At 66.5% G+C, this 17,463-nt stretch carries 18 protein-coding genes; 5 read left to right on the top strand and 13 right to left on the bottom strand.

The features are described 5' to 3' along the window. Positions 1 to 52: 52 nt before the first annotated feature. The gene (locus tag IEG05_RS07610; protein WP_014822075.1) at positions 53 to 265 is read right to left on the bottom strand and encodes a hypothetical protein; all 213 of its coding nucleotides are present in this window, start codon (positions 263 to 265) and stop codon (positions 53 to 55) included. A 190-nt stretch (positions 266 to 455) separates the two neighbouring features. On the opposite strand from IEG05_RS07610, the gene IEG05_RS07605 reads away from it, so the two are divergent. Both IEG05_RS07605 and IEG05_RS07600 read left to right on the top strand, forming a co-directional pair. After that, positions 456 to 1,877, top strand: a complete 1,422-nt coding sequence (locus IEG05_RS07605; RefSeq protein ID WP_191121834.1) for an iron-containing redox enzyme family protein — start codon at positions 456 to 458, stop codon at positions 1,875 to 1,877. A 22-nt stretch (positions 1,878 to 1,899) separates the two neighbouring features. Beyond that, entirely contained in the window at positions 1,900 to 2,847 is a 948-nt protein-coding gene (locus IEG05_RS07600; protein ID WP_191121833.1) for a methyltransferase, read from the top strand. Positions 2,848 to 2,965: 118 nt separating this feature from the next. On the opposite strand, the gene IEG05_RS07595 is transcribed toward IEG05_RS07600, so the two are convergent. The 4 genes from IEG05_RS07595 to IEG05_RS07580 form a co-directional block, all read right to left on the bottom strand. Beyond that, positions 2,966 to 3,898, bottom strand: a complete 933-nt coding sequence (locus IEG05_RS07595; protein ID WP_046618119.1) for an AEC family transporter — start codon at positions 3,896 to 3,898, stop codon at positions 2,966 to 2,968. Positions 3,899 to 4,026: 128 nt separating this feature from the next. Beyond that, a complete protein-coding gene (locus IEG05_RS07590; protein WP_042922902.1) occupies positions 4,027 to 4,545 on the bottom strand; it encodes a hypothetical protein in 519 nt (172 codons plus the stop codon). Positions 4,546 to 4,611: 66 nt separating this feature from the next. Then, positions 4,612 to 5,784 carry a zinc-dependent alcohol dehydrogenase gene (locus IEG05_RS07585; protein WP_023445566.1) on the bottom strand — a complete coding sequence of 391 codons (1,173 nt, stop codon included), beginning with the start codon at positions 5,782 to 5,784 and terminating at the stop codon, positions 4,612 to 4,614. A gap of 147 nt (positions 5,785 to 5,931) precedes the next feature. Continuing rightward, on the bottom strand, positions 5,932 to 6,792 hold the full coding sequence (locus IEG05_RS07580) for an SDR family oxidoreductase (protein ID WP_090522598.1): 861 nt from the start codon (positions 6,790 to 6,792) through the stop codon (positions 5,932 to 5,934). A 136-nt stretch (positions 6,793 to 6,928) separates the two neighbouring features. On the opposite strand from IEG05_RS07580, the gene IEG05_RS07575 reads away from it, so the two are divergent. The 3 genes from IEG05_RS07575 to IEG05_RS07565 all read left to right on the top strand — a co-directional run bounded on the left by IEG05_RS07575 (position 6,929) and on the right by IEG05_RS07565 (position 11,405). Next, positions 6,929 to 7,849 carry a hydrogen peroxide-inducible genes activator gene (locus IEG05_RS07575; protein ID WP_014822082.1) on the top strand — a complete coding sequence of 307 codons (921 nt, stop codon included), beginning with the start codon at positions 6,929 to 6,931 and terminating at the stop codon, positions 7,847 to 7,849. 4 nt (positions 7,850 to 7,853) lie between these two features. Beyond that, positions 7,854 to 9,926: an ATP-dependent DNA helicase RecG gene (recG, locus tag IEG05_RS07570; RefSeq protein ID WP_191121832.1), complete on the top strand. Its 2,073-nt coding sequence runs from the start codon at positions 7,854 to 7,856 to the stop codon at positions 9,924 to 9,926. Between the two features lie 75 nt (positions 9,927 to 10,001). Next, complete coding sequence (locus IEG05_RS07565; RefSeq protein ID WP_023445569.1) at positions 10,002 to 11,405, top strand: aminoacyl-tRNA deacylase and HDOD domain-containing protein; 1,404 nt, start codon at positions 10,002 to 10,004, stop codon at positions 11,403 to 11,405. Positions 11,406 to 11,462: 57 nt separating this feature from the next. On the opposite strand, the gene IEG05_RS07560 is transcribed toward IEG05_RS07565, so the two are convergent. Genes IEG05_RS07560 through xcpS form a run of 8 tightly spaced genes read right to left on the bottom strand, consistent with a single transcriptional unit; the run spans position 11,463 to position 17,454 of the window. Beyond that, complete coding sequence (locus IEG05_RS07560; RefSeq protein WP_046618123.1) at positions 11,463 to 11,978, bottom strand: type II secretion system protein M; 516 nt, start codon at positions 11,976 to 11,978, stop codon at positions 11,463 to 11,465. Further along, positions 11,978 to 13,111 (bottom strand): type II secretion system protein GspL, encoded by a 1,134-nt coding sequence (gene gspL, locus IEG05_RS07555; RefSeq protein WP_046618124.1) that lies wholly within the window; start codon positions 13,109 to 13,111, stop codon positions 11,978 to 11,980. The genes IEG05_RS07560 and gspL overlap by 1 nt, the downstream gene beginning before the upstream one ends. Before the next feature lie 3 nt (positions 13,112 to 13,114). Continuing rightward, complete coding sequence (gene gspK, locus IEG05_RS07550; RefSeq protein ID WP_191121831.1) at positions 13,115 to 14,104, bottom strand: type II secretion system minor pseudopilin GspK; 990 nt, start codon at positions 14,102 to 14,104, stop codon at positions 13,115 to 13,117. Then, positions 14,101 to 14,814 carry a type II secretion system minor pseudopilin GspJ gene (gene gspJ, locus IEG05_RS07545; protein WP_191121830.1) on the bottom strand — a complete coding sequence of 238 codons (714 nt, stop codon included), beginning with the start codon at positions 14,812 to 14,814 and terminating at the stop codon, positions 14,101 to 14,103. The genes gspK and gspJ overlap by 4 nt, the downstream gene beginning before the upstream one ends. Continuing rightward, positions 14,811 to 15,230 carry a type II secretion system minor pseudopilin GspI gene (gspI, locus tag IEG05_RS07540; protein ID WP_044315642.1) on the bottom strand — a complete coding sequence of 140 codons (420 nt, stop codon included), beginning with the start codon at positions 15,228 to 15,230 and terminating at the stop codon, positions 14,811 to 14,813. Before gspI ends, gspJ begins: the two co-directional genes overlap by 4 nt. Next, positions 15,227 to 15,796, bottom strand: a complete 570-nt coding sequence (gspH, locus tag IEG05_RS07535; RefSeq protein WP_191121829.1) for a type II secretion system minor pseudopilin GspH — start codon at positions 15,794 to 15,796, stop codon at positions 15,227 to 15,229. The genes gspI and gspH overlap by 4 nt, the downstream gene beginning before the upstream one ends. A 3-nt stretch (positions 15,797 to 15,799) precedes the next feature. Continuing rightward, positions 15,800 to 16,234 (bottom strand): type II secretion system major pseudopilin GspG, encoded by a 435-nt coding sequence (gene gspG / locus IEG05_RS07530; protein ID WP_003301913.1) that lies wholly within the window; start codon positions 16,232 to 16,234, stop codon positions 15,800 to 15,802. Between the two features lie 5 nt (positions 16,235 to 16,239). After that, positions 16,240 to 17,454, bottom strand: a complete 1,215-nt coding sequence (gene xcpS / locus IEG05_RS07525) for a GspF family T2SS innner membrane protein variant XcpS (RefSeq protein ID WP_041015434.1) — start codon at positions 17,452 to 17,454, stop codon at positions 16,240 to 16,242. Between the last annotated feature and the right edge of the window lie 9 nt (positions 17,455 to 17,463).

Raw genomic sequence — 17,463 nt, 5'->3', positions numbered from 1 at the left:
CAGCAGGCCAGCCGGACCGCGTGCCGGCTGAGCCTGACATCGGCGCTCACAGTCAAGGCTTGCGTTGCGACTCGCGCGAGGCGTCCTCTTCGCTCACCTCCTCGGCCAGGCCCGGCGGCACGTTGTAGGCGCCGCCGGGTACGTCGGCTTCGTCACCACCGGCGACCTCGCCCTGGGTGGACGTGGTTTCCGGATTCTGCTCGTGGGCGTCGCCGCTCTGGTCGATGGACTCGATGCTCTCGCGACCCTGGTCGTTCTGACTCATCAGCTGCTCCTCGCGTACCTGTGGCCATGCCCGGCCCGTCCGGGTGGCTCTATCGATTGGGAGGAGACGTGGCGGCGGAAGTTGCAGCGTAACGGCGCTTTTCTGGACCGATGGCCGCTCGGCGGTGCAGCTGAACTAAACCACAGGCCCGGCAGCCAAAACTGGACTAGAACTGCCATAGAACAGAATCATGCAACTGACTTCTCGCAGCCTGCCGATCACTCCTGCCCTTCACCCGGAGCAGGATCAGCCCTCACGGGCGCTGTACTTCGCCCTTGCCCGCGAGGTCGACGCGCAATCACGCGACAGCGCTGCGGAGTACCTGCGTGCGCAGCTCGAGGCCGCCGCTGCGCTGCCGTCCGACCTGCCGGAGGACCCGGCCAGCCTGGAAGCCTGGGTCATGCGGCGCACCGAAGTGGTCGGACGCCAGTATCAGGCTTACCTGGACCAGCGCCGTGCCGGCGGTCCGCGCCGCTATTTCGCCAGCAAGGCCCATGCACTGCATTTCCTGCGCGGGGTGGCGCCGACCAAGCTGGTCGATGGCGCCTGGCTCTATGGCCTGCTGCAGCGCTGGGATGATGCGCGCTTCACCGCGCTGATCCAGACCTATCTGGAGGAGCTCGGCGAAGGCCTGCCGGAGAAGAACCATGTGGTGCTCTACCGCAAGCTGCTGGCCAGCCAAGGCTGCGATGACTGGCAGGAGCTGGACGACGAGCACTTCGTCCAGGGGGCCATCCAGCTGGCACTGGCCGAGCATGCCGAGCAGTTCCTGCCGGAAGTGATCGGCTTCAACCTGGGCTACGAACAGTTGCCGCTGCACCTGCTGATCACCTCCTACGAGCTGACCGAGCTGGGCATCGATCCCTACTACTTCACCCTGCATGTCACCGTCGACAACGCCGACAACGGCCACGCCAAGAAAGCCGTGCAGGGCGTGCTGGATGCCTTGCCGCAGGTCGGCGACAGCGCGGAGTTCTATCGACGGGTGCGCAACGGCTACCGGCTCAACGACCTCGGCGCCAGCACCGTCTCGGTGATCGGCGACTTCGATCTGTCCCGGGAGGTGCAGCGCATCCTCGAGAAGAAGGCGGCGGTCGGCCAGTTCGTGCACTCCGACTACTGCCGTTTCGAAGGCCGCACGGTCAATCAGTGGCTGGCCGAAGACGTCGAACAGTTTCTCGCAGTGCTGGACAAGCGCGGCTGGATCAAGCGCGGCCATGACCCGCAGGAAAGCCGCTTCTGGCAGCTGATCGCCGGCGAACAGGCGCCGATGTTCGGCGTCTTCAGCGCTTACGAGCAGCAGATGATCCATGACTGGATCGCTGGCGACTGGCAGGCCGACAGCAAGCGCAGCCCGCGCGGTGCGTTGCTGCAGCGCCAAGCGCTGTTCAACGCCCGGCGTGTGCCGCAGGAGCCGGGTGTGCTGCAACCGGCGGAAAGCGTCAGCGGCAACGATTTCGACGAGGAACTGCAGCTGCTCGAGCAACAGATTGCACGCCTGCCCGATCGCGCCGCGCGCATGCGCCTGCTGCTGCCGCTGCTCGCCCCGCAACGCCACCACACTGCCGCCGGCCTGCTGGCCACGCGGCTGTTCAACGGACTGTTCAACTGAAGGCACACCAAGGAACGCGACGATGATCATGGACAATGCGCAGGACCGCGCGCTGCTGCACCTGGGCCAGGCCCTGCGGGATCGCGGCTATCACTTCATCACCCCCACGCCGCTGACCCATGAACGGGTCAATCAGCGCCCGGAAAATGCGCTCGCCGACGACCTGCCAGGGGTCTTCGGCTGGAGCCGCCCGTTCCAGCACGAACTGCTGCCACCACCGCTTTTCAGCCTGATGGATCAGGCCGACGTGCTGGAGCCCTATGGCTCGCGCTGGCGTTCTAAGGTGCGACTGTCCAGCCTCGATGGCCAGCTGTTCCTGCACTCAGCCTTTCCCACCGAAGCCAGCGATGCGGTGTTCTTCGGGCCGGACACCTACCGCTTCGCCAGCGCCATCTGCAGCCATCTGAATCAGCATGCCGGCGAAATCCGCCGCGTGGTGGACATCGGCTGCGGCTCGGGTGCCGGCGCGATTCTCACTGCCCTGGCGCGACCGCAAGCCGAAGTGCTGGCGGTGGATATCAATCCGCAAGCGCTGCGCCTGACCCGCATCAACGCGGCGCTGGCTGGAGCGGACAACCTGCGCGCCGAACGCAGCGATCTGCTGAGCAACGCGCAGGGCGAGTTCGATCTGGTCTTGGCCAATCCGCCCTATCTGGTCGATGCCGACCAGCGCGCCTATCGCCACGGCGGCGGGCCGCTCGGTGCCGGGCTGTCGCTGGCGATTCTGGATGCCGCGCTCGGCCGCCTGGCGCCGGGCGGCACGCTACTGCTGTATACCGGGGTCGCCATGATCGACAACCAGGACCCCTTCCTGGCCGAGGTGCGCCAGCGCCTGGAGCGTACCGACCTGCAGTGGGGCTACCGTGAGATCGACCCGGACGTGTTCGGCGAGGAGCTGCTTGGCGGGGCCTACACCCAGTGCGATCGCATCGCTGCCGTGGTGCTGGAAGTGACGCGGGCGGCGAGCTGAACGCTCCCGTGTGGAAAACGCTTCGCGGTTTTCCACGGGGTGGCCATCCACCCTACGACCGGCCAGGCGTAGGGTGGATAACGCCGCAGGCTTATCCACGCGCAAGTGAGCGCGCATATCAGACCGGCAACAACACCAGAATCAGCGACAGGCTGATCAACGAGCCCAGCGTCGACAGCAGCACCACCCGCGACACCCGCGAGCCCTCGCGCCCATAGAATTCGGCAAGCATGTAGGGGCCAGTCCCGGTCGGCAGCGCGGCGAGCAGCAACGCCGAATAGGCCCACAGCGTTGGCAGCTCGAATACCTGAAAAGCCAGATACCAGGTAATCAGCGGCTGCACCACCAGCTTCAACCCCACCAGCGGCCACACCCCCTGCACCCGTCCTCCGGGCTGTGGCTGGGCGAGGAACAGCCCCAGCGACACCAGTGCGCAGGGCGCCGCCGCCGCGCCCAGCAGCTTGAGCAATGTCGCCAGCGGCACCGGCAATTGCAGGCTAGTCGCCGCCCACAGCGCACCGAGCAGCGGCGCGATCACCAGTGGATTGCGTACCAGCGCACTACTGACTTTGCCCAGCGTGCGCAACACGCCCTGCCCGGCATGCAGGCCGGTCTCGACGCAGGCCAGGGCGATGGCGAACAGCACACAGACCACCACGATCGAGGCGACCATCGCCGGCTGCAGCGCCTCGTCGCCCAGCACCAGCATGCACAGCGGAATCCCGACATAGCCGGTATTGGCGTAGGAAGCACCCAGCGCGTCCAGGCTGGCGTCGACCAGCGGCTGCTTCTGCAACATGCGATACGCAAGAGTGAAGGCGAACACACCGAGGCAGCCGATGGCGAACGCGGCGATGAAGCCGGGTTGCCAGAGCTGCTCCCAGGTCGAGGTGGCAACGACGCTGAAAAGCAGCGCCGGCAGGCCTAGCCAGACCACGAACCGATTGAGTTCGGAAGCGCCGGTTGGCCCCATCCGCCCGCTACGGCGGCACAGGTAACCGAGCAGGATCAGCGCAAAGACGGGCAGGACGACATTGACGACCGAAGACATGGACTCTCATCTGCAAGCTGGCGGCGCGGCGCAGGCCGCGACCGAAACGGCCGGCCACCTTAGCAAATGCGGCGGATCGTCGCGCTCAGAGTCGACCAGGCAATACCCAGCCGACCCTGGGTTTCAGCTCAATGAAGCGACGGCGAATAGCCGTTGGGCTCGGCCCGCGCGGCGGCGAACTCGGCCTCGACGCTGCCACGCATTTGCGCAGTGCCGCCGGGGAAACCGCTGCGATCGCTGTAGTCCCATTCGACCACCGGCACCTGCTCGGCATCCAGACCCTTGGCGCAGCTCAGGTCCAGCGCGGTGATACCGGCCACCGCGCCGGCGGTGATGGCGGCATTGGCCGGCTCGTTGCCGTGCTCGATGCTCCAGCCGAGACCGGCCAGATCCAGCGCATCGCCGCCGATACGGCCGTAGATCCAGGGTTTCGGATCATCCGCCAGCAGGATGCCGACACCGGTGGCGATCTCGCGCAGCCCGCAGGCACGGACCACCCCTTCGCTGCCGGACATGCCGATAAAGCGTGCGACCTGCCGCGGCGCCACCAACTGGACGACGCCTAGACCGATACTGAACCAACCCAGCCCCCGCGCCAGCGTGCGCGCGGAATGGTTGGGCCGGGTGACTTGACGTGGAATGCTCATAAAGACTCCTCGCTCGATAACGTGGCTCGGCCGATCCCTACTTTAGTGATCGGCGATCTGCAGGCTTCAGGGTTTCAGAACGACCTTGATGCAGCCGTCATGCTTGTCGCGGAAGGTCTTGTACATCTCCGGACCCTGCTCGAGGCTGACGCTGTGGGTAATGACGAAGCTCGGATCGATCTCGCCTTCCTGGATGCGCCGCAACAGGTCGTCGGTCCAGCGATTGACGTGGGTCTGGCCCATGCGGAAGGTCAGGCCCTTGTTCATCGCCGCGCCGAACGGGATCTTGTCGATCAGCCCGCCGTAGACGCCGGGAATCGAAATGATGCCGGCCGGCCGGCAGACGTAGATCATCTCGCGCAGCACGTGCGGGCGGTCGCTCTCGAGCATCAGCGCCTGCTTGGCGCGGTCGTACATCGAATCGATCGAACGCGCCGCGTGCGCCTCCATGCCCACCGAATCGATGCACTTCTCCGGGCCTTTGCCGCGGGTCAGCTCCTTGAGGCGTTCGAGCACGCTCTCTTCGTCGAAGTTGATGGTGATGGCACCGCCCGCGCGGGCCATGGACAGGCGCTCGGGCACGTTGTCGATACAGATGACCTGCTCGGCGCCCATCATCACCGCGCTGCGGACTGCGAACTGGCCGACCGGCCCGGCACCCCAGACCGCCACCGTGTCGGTGGGCTGGATGTCGCATTGCGCCGCGGCCTGCCAGCCGGTGGGCAGGATGTCGCCGAGGAACAATACCTGCTCGTCAGTCAGACCATTGGGGATCACCACGGGACCGACATCGGCGTAGGGCACGCGGACGTATTCAGCCTGACCACCGGCATAACCGCCGGTGAGGTGGGTGTAGCCATAGAGGCCGGCGGTGGTGTGGCCGAAGACTTTGTCAGCCACGTCCTTATTGCGGTTGGTTCGCTCGCACACCGAGAAATTGCCGCGCCGGCACTGGTCGCACTCACCGCAGACAATGGTGAAGGGCACCACCACGCGGTCGCCAACCTTGAGCTTCTTGTTCGCCGAGCCGACCTCCATCACCTCGCCCATGAACTCGTGGCCCATGATGTCGCCGTGCTGCATGCCGGGCATGAAGCCGTCGTACAGGTGCAGGTCGGAGCCGCAGATGGCGCAGGACGATACCTTTATGATGGCGTCGCGCGGGTCTTCGATGGAGGGATCGGGGACGTGGTTGTCGCAGCGGATGTCGTGCTTGCCGTGCCAGCGGAGGGCTCTCATGGACAATCTCCTGTCGGGTTTCGGAAACGCCGTCTCGGTGATTCTCCTTTGCTGCCTCGCTGTAGCTCCTCTGTCACGGTGCGGCGTGCTGTCAGGGTTTTAGTAAGCAGCGCCGCACCAGAGTTGCCCGATTGCCGACGGGCTGCACTAATGCCGGTTGCGATCCAGCGAAGCGTAACCGTCGCGATAGCTGGGGTACCTGGGTTTCCAGCCCAGCGCACGGGCGCGGGCATTGCTGCAGCGCTTGCTGCCGGCGCGGCGGGTCATGCTCTGCTCGGCCCAGTGGGTGACGCCCAGCCGTTCGCGCAACCAGTCGACCACCTCGTGCAACGGTGCCGGGTCATCGTCGACGCCCAGATAGCAATCTTCCAGGGCAGCACCACTGGCGTCGCTCTGCAGCAGAAACGCCAGCAGCCCGGCGGCGTCGTCGCGATGGATGCGGTTGCTGTACTGCGGCGGATCGCGCTCGACACGCAAACCGGCGCGTACCTGATTCTGCAGCCAGGGGCGCTTCGGGTCGTACAGCCCACCCAGACGCACTCGCGTTACCGGCAGGGCGCTGTCGAGCGCCAGCTGTTCGGCCTCGAGCATCACCCGACCGGTGAAGCCGCCGGGCTCGGTGGCCGAGTCCTCGTCGATCCACTCGCCGTCGCGCTGGGCATACACACCGGTGCTGGAAACGAACAGCAGCCGCCGAGGGCGCTGGCCGCGCTGCTGTAACCAACCGAGCACATTGCGCAGGCCTTCGACATAGGCCTGGCGATAGCCGGCTTCGTCATGTTCGGTGGCGGATGCCGCATAGACCAGATAGTCCAGCGAGCCGTTGGGCCAGCAGCGCGGACAGGTCGGTTCGGAAAGGTCGCCGTTGACCGGCAGGATCGGCACTGCCAGCTGGGCGGCGTTGCGCCGCAGGCCATACACCGTCCAGCCGTCCCGACTCAGTTGCAGACCGAGACGACTGCCAAGGTCGCCACAGCCTGCGATCAATACGCTTAGGCGCTTGCCCATGTTCTGCTCCCTCAGTTGTAACCCGCCGCGCGGGCCGCACGAAACTGGAGTGTACCGACTTTCGAAGCCTGGCCGACCGGTTGGTTCTGCGCTGCGCAAAAGGCTATGCTTGCCGGCACATTGATGGATGCTGACTATGACTCTGACCGAATTGCGCTACATCGTGACCCTTGCCCAGGAACAGCACTTCGGCCGCGCCGCTGAACGCTGCCACGTCAGTCAGCCGACCCTTTCGGTCGGTGTGAAGAAGCTCGAGGACGAGCTCGGTGTGCTGATCTTCGAGCGGACGAAGAGCGCGGTGCGCCTCACGCCGGTCGGCGAAGGCATCGTGACCCAGGCGCAGAAGGTGCTGGAGCAAGCGCAGAGCATCCGCGAGCTGGCCCAGGTCGGCAAGAATCAGCTCGCCGCACCACTCAAGGTCGGCGCCATCTACACCGTCGGCCCTTACATGTTCCCGCACCTGATTCCGCAGCTGCATCGCGTGGCGCCGGATATGCCGCTGTACATCGAAGAGAACTTCACCCACATCCTGCGCGACAAGCTGCGCACCGGCGAGCTGGACGCGATCATCGTTGCGCTGCCGTTCCAGGAAGCCGACGTGCTGACCAAGCCGCTCTACGACGAGCCGTTCTACGTACTGATGCCGGCCGACCATCCGTGGACGGCAAAGGAAACCATCGACGCCGAGATGCTCAACGACAAGAGCCTGCTGCTGCTCGGTGAAGGCCACTGCTTCCGCGATCAGGTGCTCGAAGCCTGTCCGACCACCCGCAAGGGCGAGGCGCCGAGCCACACCACGGTGGAATCCAGCTCGTTGGAAACCATCCGCCACATGGTCGCCTCGGGCCTCGGCGTGTCGATCCTGCCGCTGTCGGCGGTGGAGAGCCACCACTACTCCCCCGGTGTGCTGGAGACCCGCCCCCTGACGCCGCCGGTGCCGTTCCGCACCGTGGCGATCGCCTGGCGCGCCAGCTTTCCGCGGCCCAAGGCCATCGAGATCCTCGCCGACTCGATCCGCCTGTGTTCGGTAGGCAAGCCGCCGTCGGCGAAAGCCTGAGGCCATGAGCGAACTGGCGACCGTTCCGGTCACCGCACTCAAGGGCGTCGGCGCCGCGCTGGCCGAAAAGCTCGCCAGGGTCGGCCTGGAAACCCTGCAGGACGTGCTCTTCCACCTGCCGCTGCGCTACCAGGACCGCACCCGCGTGGTGCCCATTGGCGCGTTGCGCCCGGGGCAGGACGCGGTGATCGAAGGCGTGGTGTCCGGTGCCGATATCGTCATGGGTCGCCGCCGCAGCCTGCTGGTGCGCCTGCAGGACGGCAGCGGCACCCTGAGCCTGCGCTTCTACCATTTCAGCCAGGCGCAGAAGGAAGCCATGAAGCGCGGCACCCAGCTGCGCTGCTACGGCGAGGCGCGTCCCGGTGCCTCGGGGCTGGAGATCTACCACCCGGAATACCGCGCACTGACCAGCGAGCCGGCACCGGTGGAACAGACCCTCACGCCGATCTACCCGACCACAGAAGGCTTGACCCAACAGCGCCTGCGCAACCTCAGCGAGCAGGCGCTAAGCCGTCTCGGCCCGCACAGCCTGCCAGACTGGCTGCCCGCCGAACTGGCCCGTGATTATCGCCTCGGCCCGCTGGACCAAGCGTTGCGTTACCTGCACCGGCCACCGGCCGACGCCAATCTGGAAGAACTCGCCGAAGGTCGGCACTGGGCGCAACACCGCCTGGCCTTTGAGGAACTGCTGACCCATCAGCTGTCGCTGCAGCGCCTGCGCGAGCGGGTACGCGCCCAGCAGGCACCGGCGCTGCCACCGGCGAAAGCCTTGCCGCAGCGCTTTCTCGCCAACCTAGGTTTCAGCCCCACCGGCGCGCAGCAACGCGTCGGTGCCGAGATCGCCTATGACCTGGCCCAGGACGAGCCCATGCTGCGCCTGGTGCAGGGCGATGTCGGTGCCGGCAAGACGGTGGTCGCCGCCCTCGCTGCCTTGCAGGCGCTGGAAGCCGGTTACCAGGTGGCGCTGATGGCGCCGACGGAAATCCTCGCCGAGCAGCACTTTCTCAACTTCAGCAAGTGGCTCGAACCGCTCGGCATCGAGGTCGCCTGGCTCGCCGGCAAGCTCAAGGGCAAGGCCCGCGCCGCATCGCTGGAACAGATAGCCGGCGGCTGCCCGATGGTAGTCGGCACCCACGCGCTGTTTCAGGACGAGGTGGTGTTCAAGCGCCTGGCGCTGGTAATCATCGACGAGCAGCACCGCTTCGGCGTGCAGCAGCGCCTGGCCCTGCGCCAGAAAGGCATCGACGGTCGACTCTGCCCGCACCAGCTGATCATGACCGCCACGCCAATCCCTCGCACCCTGGCGATGAGCGCCTACGCCGATCTCGATACCTCGATCCTCGACGAACTGCCGCCAGGGCGTACGCCGGTCAACACCCTGGTGATTGCCGACAGCCGCCGCCTGGAGGTGATCGAGCGGGTACGCATCGCCTGCAACGAGGGGCGCCAGGCGTACTGGGTGTGCACCCTGATCGAGGAATCCGAGGAGCTGACCTGTCAGGCCGCGGAAACCACCTTCGAGAACCTTTCGGCAGCACTCGTCGGGCTACGTGTCGGGCTGATCCACGGGCGCATGAAGCCGGCCGAGAAGGCCGCGGTGATGGAGCAGTTCAAGCGCGGCGAGCTGCAGCTGTTGGTTGCCACTACAGTGATCGAGGTGGGCGTCGACGTGCCCAACGCCAGCCTGATGATCATCGAAAACCCAGAACGCCTCGGCCTCGCCCAGCTGCACCAGCTGCGCGGGCGGGTCGGCCGCGGCAGTGCGGCAAGTCATTGCGTGCTGCTGTACCATCCGCCGCTGTCACAACTGGGCCGCGAGCGGCTGGCGATCATGCGCGAGACCTGCGACGGCTTCCTGATCGCCGAAAAGGACCTGGAGCTGCGAGGCCCCGGCGAGATGCTCGGCACCCGTCAGACCGGCCTCTTGCAGTTCAAGGTCGCCGACCTCATGCGCGATGCAGAGCTGCTCCCGGCGGTACGCGATGCCGCGCAGGAGCTGTTGGCGCGCTGGCCGCAGCATGTCAGCCCTCTGCTCGAGCGTTGGCTGCGTCATGGCCAGGAATACGGCCAGGTATGACAACCATTCGTCGCCACAACGTCCGTGCCTGACGGCTTCGCTATACTCGGGCAGGTCACTATAACGGGTCCGCATATGAATTCTGCTGTCGACACCGAAAGCTGCTCCGAACTGCCCCTGCTGATCACCAAGCTGTTGAAAGACCTCGGTGTGAGTTATCAGATCCAGCGCGATCGCCCCAATTTTCCCGCCGCCCAACGGGTTCAGGCAGTGCTGCTGGACGACAGCATCGGCGCCATGCTGGTGCTCTTCCCCCAGAACCATCTGCTCGATCTCGCGCGCCTGGCCGAGCTTACCGGCCGCGAGCTGGCAGCTGTAAAGCCGGAGCGACTGGCCCGGATGCTGGGCAAGCACCAGTTGAGCCGCCTGCCTGGCCTGCCGCCGCTGACCAGTTCGCCCTGCCTGTACGAAGAGTGCCTGATGCAGCAGCCACGGCTACTGGTTGAATCCGGCCAGCCTGGCCTGCTGGTGGAGGTCAGCAGTGGCGACTTCAAGCGTCTGCTGAGCAAGGCCACGGCCGGTAGTTTCGCCGTACCGCTGAGCAGCATCCGGCCGAACCTGGACCGCCCGGACGACGACCGCGCCGAGATCAGTCAGGCGGTGCAGAGTTTCACCGCGCGACGCATCCAGAAGCGTCTGGAAGAAACCATCGAGATTCCGCCGCTGCCGCATACGGCGCAGAAGATCATCAAGCTGCGGGTCAACCCCGACGCCACGGTCGACGACATCACCGGCGTGGTGGAAACTGACCCGGCATTGGCGGCGCAGGTGATCAGCTGGGCGGCCTCGCCCTACTACGCCGCTCCCGGGCGCATCCGCTCGGTGGAAGACGCCATCGTCCGCGTGCTCGGCTTCGACCTGGTGATCAACCTGGCCCTTGGTCTAGCGCTGGGCAAGACCATCAGCCTGCCGGACGACAAGCCGCAGGACGCCACGCCCTACTGGCAACAGGCGATCTATACAGCCGCGGTCATCGAGGGGCTGACCCGTGCGATTCCCCGCGAACAGCGCCCGGAACCCGGCCTGAGCTACCTCGCCGGACTGCTGCACAACTTCGGCTATCTGGTACTGGCGCACGTCTTTCCACCGCATTTTTCGCTGATCTGCCGGCACCTGGAAGCCAACCCGCACCTGTCGCACAGTCACGTCGAGCAGCATCTGCTGGGTATCACCCGCGAGCAGATCGGTGCCTGGCTGATGCGTCTGTGGGGCATGCCCGAGGAACTGGCGGCCGCCTTGCGTTTCCAGAACGACCCCGGCTATGACGGCGAAGATGCGGCCTATCCGAACCTGGTCTGCCTGGCGGTACGCATGCTGCGCAACCGTGGCATCGGCAGCGGGCCGGATACCGAGGTGCCGCAGCAGCTGTTCGATCGCCTGGGTATCACCCGCGAGAAGGCCAACGACGCGATTGCCAAGGTACTCGCCGCTGAAGCCGCCTTGCGCGCCCTGGCGATGCAGTTCAACTCGCCACACTGAAAGCCCGCGCCGCCGGGTCTGTGCCTCGCGCAGGCCCGGCGATGGATCAGGGCGCCATCAACTCCCCGCGCGAAAGCTCACCCGCGCATTCACCAGCCCTTCACCGGCGCGCTCCAGGCTGACGTCAGCAATGCTCACGCCCTGCCCCTGCAGGGTGTCGAACCAGCGCAACAGCAATGCGTACGATGCCCCCGGCAGGCTCACCTGCACGCTGCCGTCGCTACCATTGTCGAAGCTCTCGATTCGCAGGTTTCCCTGCTGCGCGCTTTCGGTGATCACCCCCTGCAGCTGCTCCGGCGCCAGCTCGACCTGATTGCTGCGCTCCATCTGGCGCGCCAGGTCGGTGTTCTGCTCCATGTAGGCATGCAGTTCGCGCTGCGCCTGGTAATACTCGCGAGCGTCGGCGGCCTGGCGTTGCGCCGGCAGCCACAGCCAGAGATAGAACAGCACGGCGAGCAGAAAGGCGCCGAGCAGGCTCAGCGAGGTGCGCTCACGGGGCGCCAGGCGCTGCCAGCGCTGCCACAGCGGCGAATCGGCGAGGCGCACGGCCAGTTGTTGCTTGAGATTCATCATCAGCCTCCGATCACCACGCGCGCGCTGACGCCATCGCCTTCTCGACTGGCCGAGCCCAGCTGCACGCTCTGACCGGTGTCACCCAGGCGTTGGCGCAATGTTTCCAGCGTGGGAAAGTCCATGGCCTGCACCTGCAGCGCCAGATCGCCGCGATCCTGGTTGTAGTCGAGCTGGCCGATGGTCACCGGAATGCCGTCCTCCAGTGCCGCGGCGGCGTGGTCGAGCAGGCGCAGAAAGCCCGTCTGGCCACCGCTGCCGCGGGCCAGATGATCATCGAACTGCGCGCGCATGTTGACGATGCGGATGTCTTCGGGAAATAGCTCGCGATACAGCGCCAGACTGGCCTCGGCGTAGGCATCGCCCTGGCGCTGGAAATACCAGGCCTGGCTCAGGTTGAAGCCCAGCTGCACCAGCAGGATCAGGCCGGCGACGGCGAACAGCGGTTTCCAGTAACCGAGGCCGGTATTGCCGACCTCCACGGCGAAGTCACCCTGGGCGAGGTTGATCGCTGCCGCGCGCTGCGAACCGAGAAACGCATAGGGATCGTCCACCTGCCGGTAGTCGTCGAGCGCCAGAGGCGGCTCGCTTTCACTGCCCTGGGCATGCCAGGGCGCCGGGCAGAGGCCGGACAGCTGCGGCCAGTCCTCGCTGGCGAAGGCCAAGCGCGTTTCGCCGACGCCGCCGAGCAGGCCGCGCTCGCCGATGAACAATAGCTGCGTGCCCTCCCGCGGCAGCAGATCGGCGTCGACATGAATCGCCACGATCAGCAGGCCCAGCTCGCGCAACTGACCAAGCCAGTCATCCAGCAGCTGGCGACGGATCGCCACGACCCGCAGGCGGCCGTCCGGCAGTGCCTCGCCGAGGGCCAGATGCAGATCGTCGACGTTTTCCGCCAGCAGCTCCTCGGCGGCGTAGGCCAGCGCCTGCTGCATCCAGCGCGCCTTGCGCGTCGGCAGGGTGACGGCGAAAAAACTGCAGACTTCCGCCGGCAGGATCAGGCTGATCGCGCCGTTGCCTGCGGCGCATTCGCCCAGCGGCTGCCAGCGGCCGGGTTCGTCCTTGGGCAGCCAGTAGACGCGGGTCTCGGCATCGAGCCGGGTCGGGCAGTCGGCGGGCAGAAACAGGCAATCCATGGTCTAGCGTTCTCCGTCGGATGGGAGGGTCTGCCGGGCAGGCTGACCGAGATTTCGCGCGAGCACACGGACGCTGCCGTCCTGCTCGCGTTGCAACAGGCTGACCAGTGCCAGCCGGCGATCGCCCAGACGCACTTCGCTGGTGGCCTGGAAGAATTGACTGCCAACCGCCAGCGCAGTGCCCTGCAGCGTAGTTCCAGCCAGCGCCGGCTGCGCGAGGAACGCCGCGCTGTTGCGAAACGGTGCGGCGCGGCGCAGCTCGACCAGCGACTCGGCCGCGCCGAGGCTGAGGTTGTCGCTCAGGCTGGAAAGCACCATCGCGCTCGCCGTGTTGACGTTCAGCGGCACGTTGGGCGGCAACACTACGACATAGGGCGCCAGGCGCTGGAAATCCTCTTCGCGCATGTCCAGCAGCAGGCGCAGTTCGGACAGGTCGTGGAGCCGGCGACCGGCGCTGCGATAGGGCGTATCGAGGCCGAGATAGGCGTTGTCTTCGGCACCCAGCTCACCGCTCGGCTGCTGGTCGGGATCGATCCAGTCGAGCAGGCGCTCGGCATAGGGCGCGCTGATCTGCAGACGCAGCAGCAGCCGGCGGAACTGCTCAACCGCGGCGGGGTTGGGCTGCTGGTCGCGCAGCAGGTCGTTGAGGTTGAAGCGTCCGGCGAGATCCTCGATACGCACGAGGATCTCGCCCTGATCGATCTCGAACGCCGGCAGCGGCTGCGCCCAGGGCTCGAGCAGATGATCGACGGCCGCGGCCTCACCATTGGCGCCTGTCTCGCCCGTCGCGCCAGCCCGCAGATCGCGAGCGAGCATGGCCTGGGCCAGCGCTTCGCCGCCCAGCGCGTAGTGCCAGGCCTGGCGTGCCTGCAGCTGGTTGCTGCTGGCACGAATGCTGAGCTGCTGGCGCGCGACCATCGCCGCGCTGACCACGGTGACGATGGCCACCACCAGCAGCACGGTAATCAGGGCAACGCCGCGCTGGCACCTCATTGCGGCAGCTCCCCTTCGAACGGCTCGGGCACGCCTTCGGCGCCGGGCAATGCCTGCTGCGTCGTCTGCTCGACGGCGTCGGGCAGGCGCAGCAGACGGGTGATACGGCCGTAGCGGGCGTGCTCGATATTCAATTCCAGGGCGATCGGCAGGCGCTCGGCGGCGTTCTCCGGGCTGCCGCGACCGAAATCGAACGGCGGCCACTCCTCGTGCCATACCACCTCTTCGTCGAGATAGCGCAATTGCAGGCCCTGCACGTCTTCCAGTACCCGCTGCACGCGCGGCTCGCTGTCGAGGTCACGGTCCAGCACCACCCAGTAGACGCGCTCGAGATTGTCGCCAGCCAGGCGCCAGCGCACCCGCTGCAGATTGGCGCGACGCAGCCCAGTGGGATTGCGCCAGCCGGCACGGGTCAGCTCCAGCACCGGCGCGCCGTCTTCGCCATCGAGCTGACCGATGAAGGCATTGCGCTCGTCGCCAAACTCATCACGGATCGGCCGCCCGACCACCTGCTGCAGGTCACGTTCGAAGGCCCACACCGCGCGGCTCAGCTCGCGCAGCTGCAGCTCCTGGGCACGCACCGCCTCATCGCTTTGCAGCACCGCTTCGAGCATGCGATAGGTGCCGAGGCCAAGCAGCGCGAACAGGGCAATGGCAATCAACAGCTCGAGCAGGGTGAAACCGGCGCTGGTGCGCGCGTGAGCATTCATTGGCGCGCGGCTCCCGGGCCGACACCGATGAATCCGGTGAGGCTGGTGACCGCGCGCTCGGGTACCGGATCGCTGCGGCCACGCGATGTCTGCAGCGCAACCCAGACGGTCACCCGCAGCAAGCCTGGATCGGCGCTGGCCTCGATTTCGCTGAGGGTCTGCCACTGGCGGCCGCCGTACTCCAGCGCCTGGGTTTCGCGGCCGATGGCAGGCGGGGTCTGCTGCAACTGCAGTTCGCTGATGCGGTTGTCGGCGATCCAGCCGGCCAGGGTCAGTTCCTCCAGCCGCCCGGCGTTGGTCAGGCTACGCCCGGCCGCAGTGAGCACCACGGCCGACACACTGGCGAAGATCGCCAGTGCCACCAGCACTTCCAGCAGGGTGAAACCGCGGCCGGCCCTGGCCGAGCGCCCGCTCATCGCCTGTCCTCGATGACTTGCGCCTCAGGCAGGCGGAAGCCGTCGCTGGTGACCAGCCAGCCACTGCCGCGCGGCTTGCGTTCGGACAGGCGCAGGCTGAACGGCGACAGCTCGCCGCTGGAAAGAATCAGCAACTGCGGCTCCAGCCGCGGCGCACGACGTTCGGTTCGCTCGCCTTCGCGCGACAGCCCGGCGCGGTCGTCCTCGCGCTGGGTCGGCGCAACCAGTTTCAGCGGCGTGCCGTCCAGTTCCAGATCCAGGCGCATCCAGTCCGGGACCTTGTGCACCTTGCGCCGCTCGACTTCCAGCCAGCGCGTGGCCGCCTCGTCGTAGCGCAGCACCCGGTAACCCTCGCTGTTGACCAGCAGGCCGTATTCGCGACTGTCGAGTACCGCCTCGTCGCTGAGCACGCCGATCAGCGCAGCCAGTCGCCGCGCCTCGTCACGCAGCTCGCGCGAGGTGCTCGAACCGCCGACGCTGAGCACCGCCACGCTGACCAGAATGCCCAGCAGGACGATCACCACCAGCAGTTCGATCAGCGTGAAAGCGCGGGCGCGCTGCCGCATCGATTAGAGGTCCCAGTTACCGATGTCGGCGTTAAGGTCGCTGCCGCCGGGCTTGCCGTCGGCGCCGAAGGAGTAGAGGTCGAACTGGCCCTGTGTACCTGGCGAGAGGTACTGGTAGTCGTTGCCCCACGGGTCCTTGGGCAGGCGCTTGAGGTAACCGTCGCGGTTCCAGTTCTTCGGCTGCGGGTTGCCGGAAGGCTTCTTCACCAGCGCCTCCAGCCCCTGCTGGGTGCTCGGGTAGGCGAAATTATCCAGCTTGTACATGTCCAGCGCGGCGGCGACGGCCTTGATGTCGCCCTTGGCCACGGTGACCTTGGCCTGATCCGGGCGGCTCATCACCTGCGGCACCACCAACGCGGCGAGGATGCCGAGGATGACCACCACCACCATGATTTCGATGAGGGTGAAGCCCCCTTGCGTGCGTCGTTGCAACTTCATTGTCGTTACCCCACCAGTTGGTTGAGAGAGAGGATTGGCATCAGGATCGCCAGCACGATGACCAGCACCACAGCCCCCATGAACACCAGCATGAACGGTTCGAACAGGCCGACCAGCAGAGACACCTGAGCGGCGAGGTCGTTCTCCTGATTGCGCGCGGTTCGCGCCAGCATCTGATCCAGTTCACCGGATTTCTCGCCGCTGGCGATCATGTGCAGCATCATCGGCGGGAATTCGCCGGTGGCATCCAGGGCGCGGGTCAGGCTGCTGCCTTCGCGCACTTTCTGCGCTGCCTCCACCACCCGCTCGCGGATGCGCAGATTGGCGATCACCGCGGCAGCGATGGACAACGCCTCCACCAGCGGCACGCCGCTCTTGGTGAGGATCGCCAGGGTCGAGGCGAAGCGCGCCGTATTGGTCGCCCGGCTCAGTCGACCGATCAGCGGTATCCGCAGAATGAACGCATGCCAGCGAAGGCGCAGCGCCGGGTCGCGCAAAGCCGCGCGCATGGCCAGAAAGGCGCCGATGAGACCGAGCACGATCAGCCAGCCCCAGTTCTTCACCACGTCGCTGGTAGCGATCAAGCCGCGGGTCAACGCCGGCAACTCCTGGCCGGTGTTGACGAAGACTTTCACCACGTCCGGCACCACGTAGCCGAGCAGCAGCACGACGATGGCCAGCGAGGCGACCATCAGGATCACCGGATAGAGCAGCGCCAGCTGGATCTTCTGCCGCGACTGCTGACGCTGATCGGTGTAGTCGGCGAGCTGATCGAGCACCAGCCCGAGATGGCCGGCATGCTCCCCCGCCGCCACGGTGGCGCGATAGAGCTCGGGAAACGCCGACGGATATTCGCGCAGGGCCGCAGCCAGGCTGTGGCCTTCCATCACCCGCGCACGCACGGCCAGCAGCATCGATTTGATCTTCGCCGAGGTGGACTGCGCCGCTGCCGCGCGCAAGGCTTCCTCGATAGGCAGCGCAGCCTGTACCAGCGTCGCCAGCTGCCGGGTGACCAATGCCAGATCGCGCGCCGACAAGCCACGACCGAAACTAAGGCCGCCGCGGCTGACGTCTTCCTTGGACTTGGCCTGCTTCACCTCCAGCGGCGCCCATTGCTTCTCGCGCAGCAGCTGGCGCGCCTGACGCGGGCTGTCGGCTTCGATCAGGCCCTTCTGCTCACGGCCGCGCGGGTCGAGGGCAAGGTATTCGAAGGCAGCCATCAGGCGGTC

Origin of the sequence: Stutzerimonas kunmingensis (assembly GCF_014764705.1) — a bacterium.
Lineage (GTDB): Bacteria > Pseudomonadota > Gammaproteobacteria > Pseudomonadales > Pseudomonadaceae > Stutzerimonas.
Note: the sequence above shows the minus strand (reverse complement) of the source record. Positions and strands in the feature narration are given on the sequence as shown.

Bases quoted from the DNA above. Each gene is read 5' to 3' on its own strand.
- IEG05_RS07580 (WP_090522598.1), bottom strand. From the start codon at position 6,792: ATGGGCAAGCGCCTAAGCGTATTGATCGCAGGCTGTGGCGACCTTGGC.
- IEG05_RS07590 (WP_042922902.1), bottom strand. From the start codon at position 4,545: ATGAGCATTCCACGTCAAGTCACCCGGCCCAACCATTCCGCGCGCACG.
- gspI (WP_044315642.1), bottom strand. From the start codon at position 15,230: ATGAGCGGGCGCTCGGCCAGGGCCGGCCGCGGTTTCACCCTGCTGGAA.
- gspH (WP_191121829.1), bottom strand. From the start codon at position 15,796: ATGCGGCAGCGCGCCCGCGCTTTCACGCTGATCGAACTGCTGGTGGTG.
- IEG05_RS07565 (WP_023445569.1), top strand. From the start codon at position 10,002: ATGAATTCTGCTGTCGACACCGAAAGCTGCTCCGAACTGCCCCTGCTG.
- IEG05_RS07595 (WP_046618119.1), bottom strand. From the start codon at position 3,898: ATGTCTTCGGTCGTCAATGTCGTCCTGCCCGTCTTTGCGCTGATCCTG.
- IEG05_RS07610 (WP_014822075.1), bottom strand. From the start codon at position 265: ATGAGTCAGAACGACCAGGGTCGCGAGAGCATCGAGTCCATCGACCAG.
- IEG05_RS07585 (WP_023445566.1), bottom strand. From the start codon at position 5,784: ATGAGAGCCCTCCGCTGGCACGGCAAGCACGACATCCGCTGCGACAAC.
- gspJ (WP_191121830.1), bottom strand. From the start codon at position 14,814: ATGAATGCTCACGCGCGCACCAGCGCCGGTTTCACCCTGCTCGAGCTG.
- xcpS (WP_041015434.1), bottom strand. From the start codon at position 17,454: ATGGCTGCCTTCGAATACCTTGCCCTCGACCCGCGCGGCCGTGAGCAG.
- gspK (WP_191121831.1), bottom strand. From the start codon at position 14,104: ATGAGGTGCCAGCGCGGCGTTGCCCTGATTACCGTGCTGCTGGTGGTG.
- gspG (WP_003301913.1), bottom strand. From the start codon at position 16,234: ATGAAGTTGCAACGACGCACGCAAGGGGGCTTCACCCTCATCGAAATC.
- IEG05_RS07560 (WP_046618123.1), bottom strand. From the start codon at position 11,978: ATGATGAATCTCAAGCAACAACTGGCCGTGCGCCTCGCCGATTCGCCG.
- IEG05_RS07600 (WP_191121833.1), top strand. From the start codon at position 1,900: ATGATCATGGACAATGCGCAGGACCGCGCGCTGCTGCACCTGGGCCAG.
- recG (WP_191121832.1), top strand. From the start codon at position 7,854: ATGAGCGAACTGGCGACCGTTCCGGTCACCGCACTCAAGGGCGTCGGC.
- gspL (WP_046618124.1), bottom strand. From the start codon at position 13,111: ATGGATTGCCTGTTTCTGCCCGCCGACTGCCCGACCCGGCTCGATGCC.
- IEG05_RS07575 (WP_014822082.1), top strand. From the start codon at position 6,929: ATGACTCTGACCGAATTGCGCTACATCGTGACCCTTGCCCAGGAACAG.
- IEG05_RS07605 (WP_191121834.1), top strand. From the start codon at position 456: ATGCAACTGACTTCTCGCAGCCTGCCGATCACTCCTGCCCTTCACCCG.